This window comes from Streptomyces sp. NPDC051211 (assembly GCF_040689505.1).
Taxonomy (GTDB): Bacteria; Actinomycetota; Actinomycetes; order Streptomycetales; family Streptomycetaceae; genus Streptomyces.
In genome coordinates this window covers 25,409-41,102 of the sequence record NZ_JBFBAV010000010.1, presented here as the reverse complement: position 1 = coordinate 41,102, position 15,694 = coordinate 25,409, and the positions used below count along the sequence as shown (strand labels likewise).

The 15,694-nt window shown below is 73.9% G+C and carries 12 protein-coding genes; 9 read left to right on the top strand and 3 right to left on the bottom strand.

Features of this window, described 5'->3' with window-relative positions; genetic code table 11:
- The first annotated feature begins 37 nt into the window (after positions 1-37).
- Positions 38-1,255 carry a serine hydrolase domain-containing protein gene (locus AB0447_RS12745; protein ID WP_366476764.1) on the top strand — a complete coding sequence of 406 codons (1,218 nt, stop codon included), beginning with the start codon at positions 38-40 and terminating at the stop codon, positions 1,253-1,255.
- Positions 1,256-1,739: 484 nt separating this feature from the next.
- Here the strand turns inward: AB0447_RS12745 and AB0447_RS12740 are convergent, their stop codons facing one another.
- The 3 genes from AB0447_RS12740 to AB0447_RS12730 all read right to left on the bottom strand — a co-directional run bounded on the left by AB0447_RS12740 (position 1,740) and on the right by AB0447_RS12730 (position 6,285).
- Entirely contained in the window at positions 1,740-3,368 is a 1,629-nt protein-coding gene (locus AB0447_RS12740) for a penicillin-binding transpeptidase domain-containing protein (protein ID WP_366476618.1), read from the bottom strand.
- A 40-nt stretch (positions 3,369-3,408) separates the two neighbouring features.
- Complete coding sequence (locus tag AB0447_RS12735) at positions 3,409-4,461, bottom strand: alpha/beta hydrolase (protein WP_366476617.1); 1,053 nt, start codon at positions 4,459-4,461, stop codon at positions 3,409-3,411.
- 150 nt (positions 4,462-4,611) lie between these two features.
- Positions 4,612-6,285, bottom strand: a complete 1,674-nt coding sequence (locus AB0447_RS12730; RefSeq protein WP_366476616.1) for a phospholipid carrier-dependent glycosyltransferase — start codon at positions 6,283-6,285, stop codon at positions 4,612-4,614.
- A gap of 83 nt (positions 6,286-6,368) precedes the next feature.
- Here AB0447_RS12730 and rsmI point away from each other — a divergent pair, with 83 nt between their 5' ends.
- The 8 genes from rsmI (at position 6,369) to AB0447_RS12690 (ending at position 15,643) form a co-directional block, all read left to right on the top strand.
- Complete coding sequence (gene rsmI, locus AB0447_RS12725) at positions 6,369-7,277, top strand: 16S rRNA (cytidine(1402)-2'-O)-methyltransferase (protein WP_366476763.1); 909 nt, start codon at positions 6,369-6,371, stop codon at positions 7,275-7,277.
- Positions 7,278-7,551: 274 nt separating this feature from the next.
- The gene (locus AB0447_RS12720) at positions 7,552-7,935 is read left to right on the top strand and encodes a hypothetical protein (RefSeq protein ID WP_366476762.1); all 384 of its coding nucleotides are present in this window, start codon (positions 7,552-7,554) and stop codon (positions 7,933-7,935) included.
- A gap of 82 nt (positions 7,936-8,017) precedes the next feature.
- A complete protein-coding gene (locus AB0447_RS12715; protein WP_366476761.1) occupies positions 8,018-8,869 on the top strand; it encodes a TatD family hydrolase in 852 nt (283 codons plus the stop codon).
- Between the two features lie 109 nt (positions 8,870-8,978).
- Positions 8,979-10,631 (top strand): ubiquitin-like domain-containing protein, encoded by a 1,653-nt coding sequence (locus tag AB0447_RS12710; protein WP_366476615.1) that lies wholly within the window; start codon positions 8,979-8,981, stop codon positions 10,629-10,631.
- Positions 10,628-11,530, top strand: a complete 903-nt coding sequence (rsmA, locus tag AB0447_RS12705) for a 16S rRNA (adenine(1518)-N(6)/adenine(1519)-N(6))-dimethyltransferase RsmA (RefSeq protein WP_366476614.1) — start codon at positions 10,628-10,630, stop codon at positions 11,528-11,530. Before AB0447_RS12710 ends, rsmA begins: the two co-directional genes overlap by 4 nt.
- Entirely contained in the window at positions 11,527-12,423 is an 897-nt protein-coding gene (locus tag AB0447_RS12700; protein WP_366476613.1) for a 4-(cytidine 5'-diphospho)-2-C-methyl-D-erythritol kinase, read from the top strand. The genes rsmA and AB0447_RS12700 overlap by 4 nt, the downstream gene beginning before the upstream one ends.
- Before the next feature lie 67 nt (positions 12,424-12,490).
- Positions 12,491-13,813 (top strand): acyltransferase family protein, encoded by a 1,323-nt coding sequence (locus AB0447_RS12695; RefSeq protein ID WP_366476612.1) that lies wholly within the window; start codon positions 12,491-12,493, stop codon positions 13,811-13,813.
- 27 nt (positions 13,814-13,840) lie between these two features.
- Entirely contained in the window at positions 13,841-15,643 is a 1,803-nt protein-coding gene (locus tag AB0447_RS12690; RefSeq protein WP_366476611.1) for an ABC-F family ATP-binding cassette domain-containing protein, read from the top strand.
- The last annotated feature ends 51 nt before the right edge of the window (positions 15,644-15,694 follow it).

The following is a 15,694-nucleotide window of genomic DNA, read 5'->3' as shown; positions in this document are numbered from 1 at the left end:
CCGAGGCCCGCCGCGTGTTGGACCGCCCGTGGACAACGTGAACATCCAGGGTGTGGTGGCGGAGGGCTTCGAGCCCGTGAGGGACGCGTTCGCGCGGAACTTCGAGGTGCTCGGGGACCGGGGTGCGGCGGTCGCCGTGTACCGGGACGGCCGCAAGGTCGTGGACCTGTGGGGCGGCACCGCGGACGCCGACGGCGGGGCCGGAACCGGGCCGTCCGCCGGAGCCGGGCCGTCCGCCGGAGCCGGGCCGTCCGCGCCCTGGGCCGAGGACACCGCGGTCGTCGTCCGCTCGGCCACCAAGGGGGTCGCCGCCGCCGTCCCGCTGCTCCTGCACCAGCGCGGTCTGCTCGACCTCGCCGCGCCCGTCGCCGCGTACTGGCCGGAATTCAAGGCCGGCGGCAAGGAGCGCACCCTGGTCCGGGACCTGCTCTCGCACCGCGCGGGCGTACCGGCCCTGGACCGGCCGCTGACCCCGGCGGAGGCCGTGGACGGCACGGCGGGGCCGCGCGCGGTCGCCGAACAGCAGGCCTCCTGGGAGCCCGGCACCGCGCACGGCTACCACGCCCAGACGTACAGCTGGCTGTTGTCCGAGCTGGTGCTGCGGGTGACCGGCCGCTCGCTCGGAACCTGGTTCGCCGAGGAGATCGCGGAGCCGCTCGGACTGGACTTCTGGATCGGCCTGCCGGAGGCGGAGGCGCACCGGGTGGGCCGGGTGGCGCCGGTGGAGCCGCCGGAGTCGGCGGGCACGCTGAAGGTCCGGCCGCGCAGGAACGTTTCGGAGGCTTACGCCGACCCCGACTCGCTGACCCGGCGGGCCTTCGCGGCGATCTCGCCGCTGCCCGACGAGAACGACCCGGCCTGGCGGGCGGCGGAACTGCCGGGCACGGCCGGGATCGGTACGGCGCGAGGGCTCGCCCGCTTCTACGCGGCGACGATCGGGGTGGTCGAGGACGGGGCGCGGATCTTCACTCCGGCGGTCACCGCGCAGGCCGGCACGGAACTGTCGGCCGGGCCCGACCGGGTCCTGGTCGTCAACACCCGCTTCGGGCCCGGCTACATGCTGCACGGGCCGGCCACCCCGCTGCTGTCCCCGGCCTCCTTCGGCCACCCGGGGCGGGGCGGATCACTGGCCTTCGCGGATCCGGAGGCCGGGGTGGGCTTCGGGTACGTCACCAACGCGTTGGCGAAGTCGGTGACGGCGGATCCGCGGGCCCAGGCGCTGGTCCGGGCGCTGCGCGCATCCCTCGCCACCTGATCGCGGCGCCGGGCCCGCCGGGTGCGACCCCGTTGCGGGGCTGCCCCCCGGGCCCCCGCGCCCCGGCAACTCGCCTGCCCGGCGAGCATCCAGCCCGTCCGGCGTTCGAGGACCGGGGTCTGGGGCGGAGCCCCAGTTCGGGAAGGGGCGGGTAGGGGAACAGCTCCGCGCAGCGGCCCCCACCCCCACCCCGGCTTCGCAATGGGTACGGGTCCGGGTGCGGCGCCGTTGCCGGGGGCCTGCCCCCGGACCCCCGCGCCTCAAACGCCGGCGGGGCTGGATTCGGCTCTGCCGGTGGTGCGGTGCGGCGCCGTTGCCGGGGGCCGGCCCCCGGACCCCCGCGCCTCAAACGCCGGCGAGGCTGGAACTGCCCGGCGGGGATGGAACTTCCCCAGCGGGAGCGGGAGTTCCTCCGGCGGGGCTGGAGGGGGCTGGAGGGGGCTGGAGGGGGCTGGAGGGGGCCGGCGGGGTGGAGTTGGCGGGGTCAGCCGGCGCGGAGGACCTGGGCTACCAGGGGGCCCGCCGCGTCGCCGCCGTGGCCGCCGGCTTCGACCATGGCCGCCGCCGCGACATCGCCGGAGTACCCGGTGAACCAGCTGTCCGGGCTGCCCGCCCCGTCGACCTCCGCCGAGCCGGTCTTCGCGCCCTTGTCGCCGCCGACCGAGGCCATCGTCTTCTGCGCGGTGCCGCTGGTCGCCGTCTGGCGGAGCATCTTGACCAGCTGCTGCTGCACCGCCGGCTTCATCCGGCGCTCCGACTTCGCGATCTCCCGGCCGTCCAGCTCGGCCGGCACGATCAGCGGCTGCCGGAAGACCCCGGTCTTCGCCGTCGCCGTGATCGACGCGATGTTCAGCGGGTTCATCCGGATCTGCCCCTGGCCGATGTACTGCGCGGCCGCCTCCGGCCCCGAGGCCTCCGGGACCATGCCGTCCCAGGACGCGATGCCCGTCTTCCAGTTGTCCAGGCCGATGCCGAAGACCTCCCGCACCTCCCGCGGCAGTGCCCCGTTGTCGTCCACGTCGTCGATCTGCCCGATGAAGGCGGTGTTGCAGGACTTCGCGAAGCTGGTGGCGAAGGTCTGGTTGTCCAGCTTGAAGCCGTCCAGGTTGCGGAAGGGCTTGCCCTCCCAGGTGGCGACCGGCGCGCACGGCGCCACCTTGTCCGCCGCGACCAGCCCCTTGTCCAGCAGCATCGCCGCCGTCGCGATCTTCATCGTCGAGCCGGGCGCCCGGGTCCCCTGCATGGCCGCGTTGAAGCCGTCCGTGCGGTTGTTCGCGACCGCCAGGATGTCGCCGGTGCTCGGCTTGATCGCGACCACCGAGGACTCCGGGTACTTCTTGACGGCCTGCTCGGCCGCGGCCTGCACGCCCGCGTCCAGCCGGGTCCGGATCGTCCCCGGCTTGCCCTCGACCAGGGTGAGCAGGGTCCGCCGGGGTGCATCCTGTTGCGCCGGCTCGATCCACAGTTCCGCGCCGGAGACGCCGCCGGCCTTCTCCCCGTACGTTTTGCGCAGCTGGTCCAGGACCGGTCGCAGCGAGGGGTACTTCTCCGGGCTGAGCTCCTTGCCGTTCCGGTCCGCCGCCGTGACCGGCGGGGCCGCGGGGGTGCCGGCGCGCAGCTTCTCGTCCTTCTGCAGCTGCGGGTGGAGCACCGAGGGCTGCCAGTCCACCAGCGCCTTCCCGGTGGTCACCCCGCGCACCACGGTCAGCTTGGACGCGTAGGCCAGGGGCTTGGTGGTGCCCTCGTAGGTGATCTCCGCGGCCACGGTGAACGGGACCGTGGCCCCGGTCGGCGGGCCGGGGGTGATGACCGCCTTGGACACGTACGCCTTGGCTTTGAACTCGGCCACGGCGGGCTGGGCCGCCTGCGCGTTGTTGGTGAGATCGGCCGCCGCCCGCTCGTCGCCGGCCGCCCAGGCGGCCAGGAAGTCCTTGGCGGTCCGCTCGACCTCCTTCGCGCTGGGCGGCCCGCTGCCGACCGCGGGCGGCCGGTCGCCGCCGCCTCCGCCCGTCCCGGACTCGTCCCCGATCAGCGCGTACGCGCCGTATCCGGCACCTCCCAGCATCGCCAGGAACACCCCGCCGACGATGGCCCCCTTGGCCGCCCCGTTCACAACAGTCCCCTCCCCAGGAGTCACCACAGTCTGAACATGTTCAACCAGTTGGGGCCGGGTGTCCAGACGAATCCGGTCCCAGACCCCGCTGAAGAGTCCTGGTGCCGGACTGCGCGAGGAGGCGCTGGAGCCAGCGGGTACGGGCGTTGCGCGCGTCCTGGCTGAGGGCCGCCCGCGGTGCCAGGCTGTCGAACCCGTGGTACGCACCGGGCCATACGTGCAGTTCGGCCTGGCCGCCGGCCTGCCAGATCGCGTTCGCGTAGGCCACGCCCTCGTCGCGCAGCATGTCGGCCGATCCGACGTCGACATAGGCCGGGGGGAGCCCGGAAAGGTCCGTGGCGCGGGCGGGGGCCGCGTAGGGCGGCAGATCCGCGGCCCCGTATCGGTCACCCAGCAGTGCCTGCCACGCGGTCGCGTGGGAGGTGAGGTCCCATACGTCGAGGCCCGACATCTGATGGCCGGAGAAGGTGCTGCCGCGGTCGTCGAGCATCGGGCACAGCAGCAGTTGCCCCAGGCCCTCCGGACCGCCGCGGTCACGGGCCAGCAGGGCGAGGGCCGCGGCGAGCCCGCCGCCGGCGCTCTTCCCCCCGATGACGATGCGGTCCGCGTCGATGTCCAGTTCGGCCGCGTGCGCGGCCGCCCAGACGAGTCCGGCGTAGCAGTCCTCCAGTGGTGCCGGGTACTGCGCCCGCGGCGCCAGCCGGTACTCGACCGAGATGACGGCCAGTTCCAGCGGGAGGGCCCACTCGCGAAGGATCCGCGGAAGCACGGACCAGGCGTTGCCCATGATCATTGCGCCGCCGTGCATGTAGTACAGCAGAGGCAGCGGACCGACGAGCCCGGCCGGCCGGGCGCTCACGAGCGTGACGTCCGGTCCGCCCGGCGGGCCCGGCACGCAGAACTCCGTCACCTCGAACCGGCCGTCGGCGCGCAGGTCCTCGGCCGTCGGCCGGGGCCGGGCCGCGGCATCCCGCTCCTGCCGGGCCTCGAGGTTGTCCGGGGTGACCGGCTCCCTCGGCCCCTTCCCCAAGGCCGCCAGCGCGACGTCGAGTTCGGGGTCGAAGGGCGGAACTGCCTTCGGTGTCCTGGCCATACGGCATAGCCAATCACGGCCGTCCCCGGCCGTGCAGGGACGGCCCGGGGCGGCCACCGGCGACCCACACCGACCCACACCGACCCACACCGACCAACACCGACCAACAGGCCCCGACGTCATCCGACGCCGGGGCCCGTGTGCGCGCTGCTAGACCCAGGTGTCCAGCCACATGCGGTTGCGCCAGGACTCCATCGGGAGGGACTGGCCGGTGTAGATCGGCCAGAAGTAGATGAAGTTCCAGATGATCAGCAGGACCAGGACCCCCGCCCCGATCGCGCCCAGCGCGCGCCGCCGCTCGCTCGACCCGGCCGGGCCCAGCAGGGCGCCCACCAGCATCGCCACCGCCAGGCAGAGGTAGGGGACGAACACCACCGCGTAGAAGTAGAAGATGGTCCGCTCCTGGTAGTTGAACCAGGGCAGGAAGCCGGCGGCCACCGCGCAGGCGATCGCGCCCGCGCGCCAGTCGCGGCGGAACGCCCACCGCCACAGCACGTAGAGCAGCGCGAAGCAGGCCGTCCACCACAGCAGCGGGGTGCCCAGGGCCAGCACTTCGCGGGCGCACTTGGCCGTCTCGGTGGCCGGGCAGCCGGCCGTGCCGGGGGCGGGGGACTCGTAGAAGTAGGAGACCGGGCGGCCCAGGACCAGCCAGCTCCACGGGTTCGACTCGTAGGTGTGGCCGTCCGTCAGGCCGACGTGGAACTTGTAGACCTCGGTCTCGTAGTGCCACAGGCTGGTCAGCCAGTCCGGCAGCCAGGACACCCCGCCCTGCTTGGCCGACCAGTCCCGGAAGTAGCCGCCCTTGCCGTTGTCCGGGCTGAGGATCCAGCCCGTCCAGGAGGCGATGTAGACGCCGATCGCGACGGGCACGGTGGACAGGAACGCGGGCAGGGCGTCGCGGCGCAGCATCGCCGTGTACGGGGTGCCGGCGCCCGCGACCCGGCGGGCCGAGGCGTCCCACAGCACGGTGAGGATGCCGAAGAAGGCGAGGACGACCAGGCCGTTCCACTTGGTGCCGAAGGCCAGGCCGAGGCTGATCCCGGCCACGATGCGCCAGGGGCGCCAGCCCAGCCGGAGGGTGTGGGCGATGTCGGCGTCCGGGCGGGTGCGGCCCTCCTCGTCCACCGGCAGCGCGGCCGCCAGCCGGGCCCGCGCCCGGTCCCGGTCGATCAGCAGCGCGCCGAAGGCGGCCAGCACGAAGAACATCAGCACCAGGTCGAGCAGCGCGGTGCGGCTCATCACCAGGTGCAGGCCGTCGACCGCGAGCAGGGCGCCCGCCAGGCAGCCCAGGAAGGTGGAGCGGAACAGCCGGCGCCCGATCCGGCACAGCATCAGCACCGACAGGGTGCCGAGCACGGCCGTCATGAACCGCCAGCCGAACGGAGTGAAGTCGAACAGCCATTCCCCGAGGCCGATCACCCACTTGCCGACCGGCGGGTGGACCACGTACCCCGGGTCCGGCGGCAGCGGCACCCCGTCCGGGTTGGCGATGATCGACTTGTCGATGTCCTTGGGCCAGCTCGCCTCGTAGCCCTGCCGGATCGTCGCCCAGGCGTCCTTGGCGTAGTACGTCTCGTCGAATATCACCGTCTTCGGGCTGCCCAGGTTCCAGAACCGGAGCACCCCCGCGACCAGCGCCAACAGCAGCGGGCCCACCCAGGCCAGCACCCGGCCCACCGCGCCGGCCGAGGCCGCCGGCACCCCCAGTGCCGTCCACAGCTGGGCGGACGGCTTGGCGTACGGCGGCACCAGGCGCGCGCGGACGTCGTCCCGGCGGGGCGGGCTGGGCGCGTGGGACTCGGGGAGCGTCGCGGTACTGGTCACCGGGTCATCGTAGGGAACGCTTCTGTGTGAACCCCAGCAGCGGGGAGGCTCGGGGCGCGGGCTGAGAGGATGGGTGGGTGACCGTGACACAGCCCAGCCAGACCGGTGCCCACACCGGTGCCCAGACCGGACCCCGGACCGGAGTCCTCGTCCTCGCCGGGACCCCCATCGGCGACCTCGCCGACGCGCCGCCCCGGCTCGCCGCCGAGCTGGCCAAGGCCGACGTGGTCGCCGCCGAGGACACCCGGCGGCTGCGCCGGCTGACCCAGGGCCTGGGCGTGCACACCACCGGCCGGGTGGTCTCCTACTTCGAGGGCAACGAAGCGGCCCGCACCCCCGAGCTCGTCGAGGCGCTGGCGGGCGGTGCCCGGGTGCTGCTGGTGACCGACGCCGGCATGCCCTCCGTGTCCGACCCCGGATACCGGCTGGTCGCGGCCGCGGTGGAGCGGGACATCAAGGTGACGGCGGTGCCCGGACCGTCCGCGGTGCTGACCGCGCTGGCCCTGTCCGGGCTTCCCGTGGACCGGTTCTGCTTCGAGGGCTTCCTGCCCCGCAAGGCCGGCGAGCGGCTCGGCCGGCTCCGCGAGGTCGCGGGCGAGCGCCGCACCCTCGTCTACTTCGAGGCCCCGCACCGGCTCGACGACACCCTGGCTGCCATGGCCGAGGTGTTCGGCGCGGACCGGCGGGCGGCCGTCTGCCGCGAGCTGACCAAGACGTACGAGGAGGTCCGGCGCGGCGGTCTCGGCGAGCTGGCCGAGTGGGCCGCCGAGGGCGTCCGCGGCGAGATCACCGTCGTGGTGGAGGGCGCCCCGGAGGCGGCGCCGGGCGAGGTGGACGCCGAGGAGCTGGTGCGCCGGGTCCGGGTCCGCGAGGAGGCGGGGGAGCGGCGCAAGGAGGCCATCGCGGCCGTCGCCGCCGAGGCCGGGCTGCCCAAGCGGGAGGTCTTCGATGCGGTGGTCGCGGCAAAGAATGCGGCACAAAAGGTGCCGTAAGTCGGTAAAGAGCTAACCTGAAAAGCAAAGCTCAGACCGCGTGCCGGGCGCTTTGGGAATGAATCGCCCAAAGACCGTCCAACAGTCGACAGGGCCTGATGCGCTCCCGGCCGGAGAGGCGTCCACTGGTGAGGGACACCAGCGGACAAGAGGAGCTGGCATGAGTGAGATCGCCGAACCCCCCGTCGCGGCAACGGCCCCCGCCCCGGCGGCCCCCCTGCCCGAGCACATCCACTCGGTGCGGACCGTGCACGAGGCGTATTCCTTCGCGTGCATGCGGTGCGCGTACAGCTGGGAGCAGTCGTACGAGATCGAGCACCACACCGACGGCCGGGGCGAGCCGTTCATCGTCTACACGGTCGACGGCGAACGCGTGCCGTCACCGCTGTCGAACCCCACCTGCCACAACTGCGGCGGACACGTGGTCCGGATCATGCGGGAGGGGCAGGTCTCCTCGGTGCTCGGCACGATCGACGAGCTCTACCACCACCGGATCGCCCCCGGGATCGCCGGACCGGTGCCCGCCGGGGCGAACGTGCCGCACGAGTCGAAGCGGCAACGGGCGGCCCGGATGCACGACGCGCCGGGGCCGGTGGCCGTCGACCAGGTGCGGACCGGCTGGTTCGCCCGCCTCATCGAACGCATGCGCCGGTCATAAGATCGGCCGTATGAGCCCCAGCAACACCCGCAACGGACGCGACGCCCGCGATGCCCGCGACGCCCGTGACGCCCGTGACGAGATGCCGCCGCTGCCCGAACCGCTCCGGGTCGCGGTGGCCGATTCCCACACCCACCTGGACATGCAGCGCGGAACCGTCGAGGAGGGCCTCGCGAGGGCCGCGTCGGTCGGCGTGACCACCGTGGTGCAGGTCGGCTGCGACGTGAAGGGCTCCCGCTGGGCGGCCGAGACCGCCGCCGCGTACGAGAACGTCCACGCGGCGGTCGCGCTTCACCCGAACGAAGCGCCCCGCATCGTCCACGGCGACCCCGACGGCTGGTCGCGGCAGGGCGCCCGGCCCGGCGGCGGGGACACGGCCCTCGACGACGCGCTCGCCGAGATCGAGAGCCTGGCCGCACTCCCGCACGTCAAGGCGGTGGGCGAGACCGGCCTGGACTACTTCCGGACCGGCCCGGAGGGCAAGGCCGCGCAGGAGCGTTCCTTCCGCGCCCACATCGAGATCGCCAAACGGCAGGGCAAGGCCCTGGTGATCCACGACCGGGAGGCCCACGCGGACGTCCTGCGCATCCTCCGCGAGGAGGGCGCTCCGGAGCGCACCGTCTTCCACTGCTACTCCGGGGACGCGGACATGGCCCGCGAGTGCGCGGCCGCCGGCTACTACCTGTCCTTCGCCGGGACCGTCACCTTCAAGAACGCCCAGCCGCTGCGCGACGCCCTCGCCGTGGCCCCGCTGGAGCTGGTGCTCGTCGAGACGGACGCCCCGTACCTCACCCCGGCCCCGTACCGCGGACGGCCCAACGCGCCGTACCTGATTCCGCTCACGGTCCGTGCCATGGCCGCGGTCCGCGGGATCGACGAGGACGCCATGGCCACGGCCCTGGCCGCCAACACCGCCCGCGCCTTCGACTACTGACCCGGCGAACCCGACACGCTGTGTAGCCACACGGTTTTCCTGAGTGACCGTTGCTCCGCTAGTCTCCCGTGCCCGAACCAGGCCCGGCCGGACCAGTGGAGCAAGCGTCGTGAGCGATACCCAGCCGTACGCGGACACGTACGCCGATCCGTACCCGGATACGGGCGGCCGGGGCCCGGACCCGTACCGGGGTCCCCACCCCGGCCCGGCCACCGGGCTGTACCCGGATCCGTACGCAGATCCGTATGCCGACCCGTACGCGGGCCCGTACGCAGACCCGTACGCGGATCCGTACGGAGCTCCGGGCCGGGCGCAGCACGGCGACCCGTACGCCGGGCCGGACGCCGGCCCGGTCAGCGGCCCGTACGCCGGCCCGGGCAGCGGCCCCGGGACGGCCGGCGGCCCGGGAACGACCGCCGGCGCCGGGACGGCCGGCAGCCCGGGGACAGCGGGCGCGGAGGACCCCGGCCCCCTCGACCCGGCCCCCGCCGTCCCCAGCCCGCGGACCGGCCGTCGCCGCAAGCCCGATGCGCCGACCGGCCGGCGCGGCCGCGGACGGGCCGCCGCCCCCGGGGCGCCCGTGCCCGCCCCCGCCGCGGTGCCGGCCGCCGCCGATCCCGCGGCCCCGGGCGGGCGGGCCGCGGCCCGGGCCCGTCGCGGGGCCACCGGCGGCGACAGCTGGCGGCGGATCGTCCCGCAGGCCCTGGTCGTCGCCTTCCTCGCCGGCGGCACCTCCGCCTTCGTCGCCGCCGACAAATCCGTCCGCCTCACCGTCGACGGGGTCCCCCGCACCCTCCACACCTTCGCCGACGACGTCGACGAACTGCTCCGCCGGGAAGGCGTAGGCGTCGGCGCCCACGACCTGGTGTCCCCGGCGCGCACCGCCGACCTCGACGACGGCGACGAGATCGTCGTCCGCTACGGCCGCCCCCTCCGCCTCACCCTCGACGGCGAGCACCGCCAGGTGTGGACCACCGCCGGGACCGTGGAAGCCGCCCTGCGCCAGCTCGGCGTACGCGTCGAAGGGGCCTACCTCTCCGCAGCCCGCACCGCCCCCGTGCCGCGCAGCGGACTCGCCCTCAACGTGCGCACCGAACGCAGCGTGACCTTCATGGCCGACGGCCGCGAGCGCACCATCCGCACCAACGCCGCCACCGTCCAGGAAGCCCTCGACCAGGCCGGCATCGGCCTCGGCGGCCAGGACACCACCTCGGTGCCGCCCGGCTCCTTCCCGCGCGACGGCCAGACCGTCACCGTGCTGCGGATCACCGGCACCCGCGAGGTCCGCGAGGAGCAGATCCCGTACGAGACGAAGAGGGTCAAGGACCCGGACCTGTTCGCCGGCACCGAGGTCGTCGAACGGGCCGGCCGCCCCGGCGCCCGCCGCGTCACCTTCGCGCTGCGGACCGTCAACGGGGTCCGGCAGAAGCCCCGCCGGATCGCCGAGGAGACCGTAAGGGAACCCGTCACCGCCCTGATCAAGGTCGGCACCCGGCCGCTGCCGAGCTCCGTCGACGGAGCGGACGGCCTCAACTGGGGCGCCCTCGCCCGCTGCGAGTCCGGCGGCCGGCCCGCCGCCACCGACCCGTCCGGCACCTACGGGGGGCTCTACCAGTTCGACGTCCGCACCTGGCAGGGCCTCGGCGGCAGCGGCCGACCGCAGGACGCGAGCGCCTCCGAGCAGACCTACCGGGCCAAGAAGCTCTACGTGCAGCGGGGGGCGAGTCCGTGGCCGCACTGCGGCCGTAGGCTTTACCGGTGAGCACCACTGAGCCCCCCGCGACGCCCGAAGCCAACGACGCCCTCCTCGGGCCCGCCGACATCCGCGAACTGGCCGCGGTGCTCGGCGTACGCCCGACGAAGCAGAAGGGCCAGAACTTCGTCATCGACGCCAACACCGTGCGCCGCATCGTGCGCACCGCCGGGGTCCGCCCCGACGACGTGGTCGTCGAGGTCGGGCCGGGCCTCGGCTCCCTGACGCTCGCGCTGCTGGAGGCCGCCGCGCACGTCACCGCCGTCGAGATCGACGACATCCTGGCGGCCGCCCTGCCCGCCACCATCGAAGCCCGGCTGCCGGAGAAGAAGGACAGCTTCGCGCTCGTCCACTCCGACGCCATGCACGTCCAGGAACTGCCCGGCCCGGCGCCCACCGCGCTGGTCGCCAACCTGCCGTACAACGTGGCGGTGCCGGTCCTGCTGCACATGCTCGACCGCTTCCCGACCATCGAGCGCACCCTGGTCATGGTCCAGGCGGAGGTCGCCGACCGGCTCGCCGCCCGGCCCGGCAACAAGGTGTACGGCGTCCCCTCGGTCAAGGCGAACTGGTACGCCGAGGTCAAGCGGGCCGGCGCGATCGGCCGCAACGTGTTCTGGCCGGCCCCCAACGTCGACTCGGGCCTGGTGTCCCTGGTCCGCCGCACCGAGCCGGTCAAGACCACCGCCTCCAAGGCCGAGGTCTTCGCGGTGGTCGACGCGGCCTTCGCGCAGCGCCGCAAGACCCTGCGGGCCGCCCTGGCCGGCTGGGCGGGCTCCCCGGCCGCCGCCGAGACCGCCCTGGTCGGCGCCGGGATCTCCCCGCAGGCCCGCGGAGAGGCACTCACGGTCGAGGAGTTCGCCCGGATCGCCGAGCACAAGCCGGTCGCGGAAAGGCCCGCCCTGTGAGCATCACCGTACGCGTCCCAGCCAAGGTCAACGTGCAGCTGGCGGTGGGTGCCGCCCGCCCCGACGGCTTCCACGACCTGGCCAACGTCTTCCTCGCCGTCTCCCTCTACGACGAGGTGACCGCCACCCCGGCCGACGGCCTGCGCATCACCTGCGAAGGGCCGGACGCCGACCAGGTCCCGCTGGACCGCACCAACCTGGCGGCCCGCGCCGCCGAGATCCTCGCCGCCCGGCACGGCATCGACCCCGCCGTCCACCTCCACATCGCCAAGAACATCCCGGTCGCCGGCGGCATGGCGGGCGGCAGCGCCGACGGCGCGGGCGCGCTGCTGGCCTGCGACACCCTGTGGGGCCTCGGCACTCCGCGCGCCGAGCTCCTCGACCTGTGCGCCGAACTCGGCAGCGACGTCCCCTTCAGCCTGGTGGGGTCCGCGGCCCTCGGCACCGGCCGCGGCGAGCACCTCACCCCGCTCGAGGCCGGGACCTTCCACTGGGTGTTCGCGGTCGCCGACGGCGGCCTGTCCACCCCCGCCGTGTTCCGCGAGTTCGACCGGCTCACCGCCGGCCGCGACATCCCGGCCCCCGAGGCCTCCCCGGCCCTGCCGGCGGCCCTGCGCTCCGGCGACCCGGACGCCCTCGCCGCCACCCTGGCCAACGACCTCCAGCCGGCCGCCCTGTCGCTGCGCCCGCAGCTCGCCGCCACCCTGGACGCGGGCGTCGGCGCGGGCGCCCTGGCCGCCCTGGTCTCCGGCTCCGGCCCCACCACGGCCTTTCTGGTCCGCGACCCGGAAGCCGCCCTGAAGGTCTCCGCCGCCCTCGAAGCCTCCGGCACCTGCCGCACCACCCGCACGGCCACTTCCCCGGCCCCGGGAGCGACCGTCATCGAGCGGTAGGTACTCAGGCCGCAGCTGAGTATCCGAGCGCTGCCGCCGGGCCCCGGCCGCGCGGCAGCGTGGGGGCATGGGATACAGCGCCTCCGAGATGGCCGCCGCGACACCGGCCGGCCGGGACCGGTACATCGATCTGCTGCGGGTCGCCTCGCTCGGCACCGTGGTGCTGGGGCACTGGCTGATGGCCGCGGTCAGCGCCGACGGGCGGATAGGGAACCTGCTCGCCCTGGTGCCCGAACTCCAGGTGCTCACCTGGGGGCTGCAGATCATGCCCGTCTTCTTCTTCGTCGGCGGGTTCTCACACGCCCTGTCCTACCGCTCACTGGTCCGGCGGCAGCCCGGCACCCCCGTGTACGCCGTCTTCCTGCGGGCCCGGCTGCAGCGGCTGCTGCGGCCCACCCTGGTGTTCGTCCTCGTCTGGGCCGTCCTCGCGCTCGGCATCCAGCTCGCCGGGGGCGGCAGCGGGCTCACCGGGGCCGCGCTGAGGCTGGTCACCCAGCCGCTGTGGTTCATCGGGATCTACCTCGCCATGGTCGCCTTCACCCCGCCGCTGCTGAAGCTGCACGAGCGGTACGGCTGGGGGGCCTTCGGCGCCCTGGTGGCAGCCGCCGGGGCCGTGGACCTGCTGCGGTTCGGTGCCGGGGTCCCGTACGCGGAATTCCTGAACTTCGCCTTCGTCTGGCTCGCCGTGCACCAGCTCGGCTTCCTGCGGGCCGACGGAAGGATCACCCGGCCGGGGGCGCTCGCCGCCGCCGGGCTCGCCGGGGCCGTGCTGCTCGTCGGGTTCGGGCCGTACCCGCTCTCCATGGTCGGCATGCCCGGCGAGAAGGTCTCCAACATGGCCCCGCCCACCTTCGCCCTGCTCTGCCACGGCCTGTGGCTCACCGGAGCCGTCGAGCTGCTCCGGCGGCCCGCCGCCGCCCGGCTGGCCCGCCCGCGGGTGTGGCGTACCGTCCTCGCCGCCAACGGCATCGCCATGACCGCCTTCCTCTGGCACCTCACCGCCATGCTCGCCGTGTACGCCGCCCAGCTCGCCGTCGGCCTCGCCCTGCCCGAGCCCGCCACCGCCGCCTGGTGGGCCCAGGCCCCCGTACGGCTCGTCCTCGCCGCCCTCGGCACCGCCGCCCTCGTCGCCCTGTTCCGCCGGTTCGAGGCACCCGCCGCCGGCCGCCCCTCCCCCGGCTCCGGGCCGCTGGCCGCGCTCGGGATCGTCCTGTGCCTGCTGGGCGTCCTCGGACTGTCCACGACCGGCCTCGGCGGGCTCCTCGAAGGCCGGACCGCCGTCCTGATCGCCGTGCCCGTCAGCGCCCCGGTGGCCATCGGGATGGTGCTCGGCGGCTGGCTGCTGGTCGAGCGCTCACGACCCGGCGGGAAGGTTAGGCTGAGGGGCTGATCCTTCCCTTTCCCTGGAGCGCGTCTGATGGCCGTCAATCTGGTCAATGTCGAGGCAGTCAGCAAGGTGTACGGCACCCGCACCCTGCTCGACGGCATCTCCCTCGGCGTGTCCGAGGGGGACCGGATCGGTGTCGTCGGCCGCAACGGCGACGGCAAGACCACCCTCATCCGCATGCTCGCCCGGCTGGAGGAGCCCGACACCGGCCGGGTCACCCACACCGGCGGAGCCCGGCTCGGGATCCTCACCCAGCACGACTCCCTCGACCCGGCAGCCACCATCCGGCACGAGATCATCGGCGACATGGCCGACCACGAGTGGGCCGGCAACGCCAAGATCCGCGACGTACTGACCGGCCTGTTCGGCGGCCTCGACCTGCCCGGCTTCGGACAGGGCCTCGACACCGTCATCGGCCCCCTCTCCGGCGGCGAGCGCCGCCGCATCGCGCTCGCCAAGCTGCTCATCGCCGAACAGGACCTCCTCGTCCTCGACGAGCCCACCAACCACCTCGACGTCGAGGGCATCTCCTGGCTGGCCAAGCACCTCCAGGAGCGCCGCTCCGCACTCGTCTGCGTCACCCACGACCGCTGGTTCCTGGACCAGGTCTGCACCCGCATGTGGGACGTCCAGCGCGGCGAGGTGCACGAGTACGAGGGCGGCTACAGCGACTACGTGTTCGCCCGCGCCGAGCGCGAGCGGATCGCCGCCACCGAAGAGGTCAAGCGGCAGAACCTGATGCGCAAGGAGCTCGCGTGGCTGCGCCGCGGCGCCCCCGCCCGTACCTCGAAGCCGCGCTTCCGCATCGAGGCCGCCAACGAGCTCATCGCCGACGTGCCGCCGCCCCGCGACACCTCCGAGCTGATGAAGTTCGCCAACGCCCGCCTCGGCAGGACCGTGTTCGACCTGGAGAACGTCTCCGTCCAGGCCGGACCCAAGCTGCTGCTCAAGCACCTCACCTGGCACCTCGGCCCCGGCGACCGGATCGGCCTGGTCGGCGTCAACGGTGCCGGCAAGACCTCCCTGCTGCGCGCCCTCGCCGAGGCCGCCCGCACCCAGGGCGAGACCCAGCCGGCCGCCGGCACCATCACCGTCGGCAAGACCGTGAAGCTCGCCTACCTCTCCCAGGAGGTCGGGGAACTCGACCCCTCCCTCCGCGTGTTGGAGGCCGTCCAGCGGGTCCGTGACCGGGTCGACCTCGGCAAGGGCCGCGAGATGACGGCGGGCCAGCTGTGCGAGCAGTTCGGCTTCACCAAGGAGAAGCAGTGGACGCCCGTCGGCGACCTGTCCGGCGGTGAGCGGCGCCGGCTGCAGATCCTGCGGCTGCTCATGGACGAGCCCAACGTGCTCTTCCTCGACGAGCCCACCAACGACCTCGACATCGAGACCCTCACCCAGCTGGAGGACCTCCTCGACGGCTGGCCCGGCTCGATGATCGTCATCTCCCACGACCGGTTCTTCATCGAGCGGACCACCGACACGGTGATGGCCCTGCTGGGCGACGCCACCCTGCGGATGCTGCCGCGCGGCCTGGACGAATACCTGGAACGCCGGCAGCGGATGATCGAGGCGGCCTCCCCGGCGCCCGCCCCGGCCGCCGACAAGGAGAAGACCTCCGCCTCCGGGGACGCGCGCGCCGCGAAGAAGGAACTGCAGAAGATCGAGCGGCAGCTCAACAAGCTGTCCGACCGCGAGAACAACCTGCACGCCCAGATCGCCGAGCACGCCACCGACTACGACAAGGTCGCCAAGCTCGACGCCGAGCTCCGCGAACTCCTCGCCGACCGCGACGACTTGGAGATGCGCTGGCTGGAGCTCGCCGAGGACGCGTAAGCGCCCGCGGCCGCGTCGGCCGGATAACGACGGCGTCACGGGCCGGTCCTC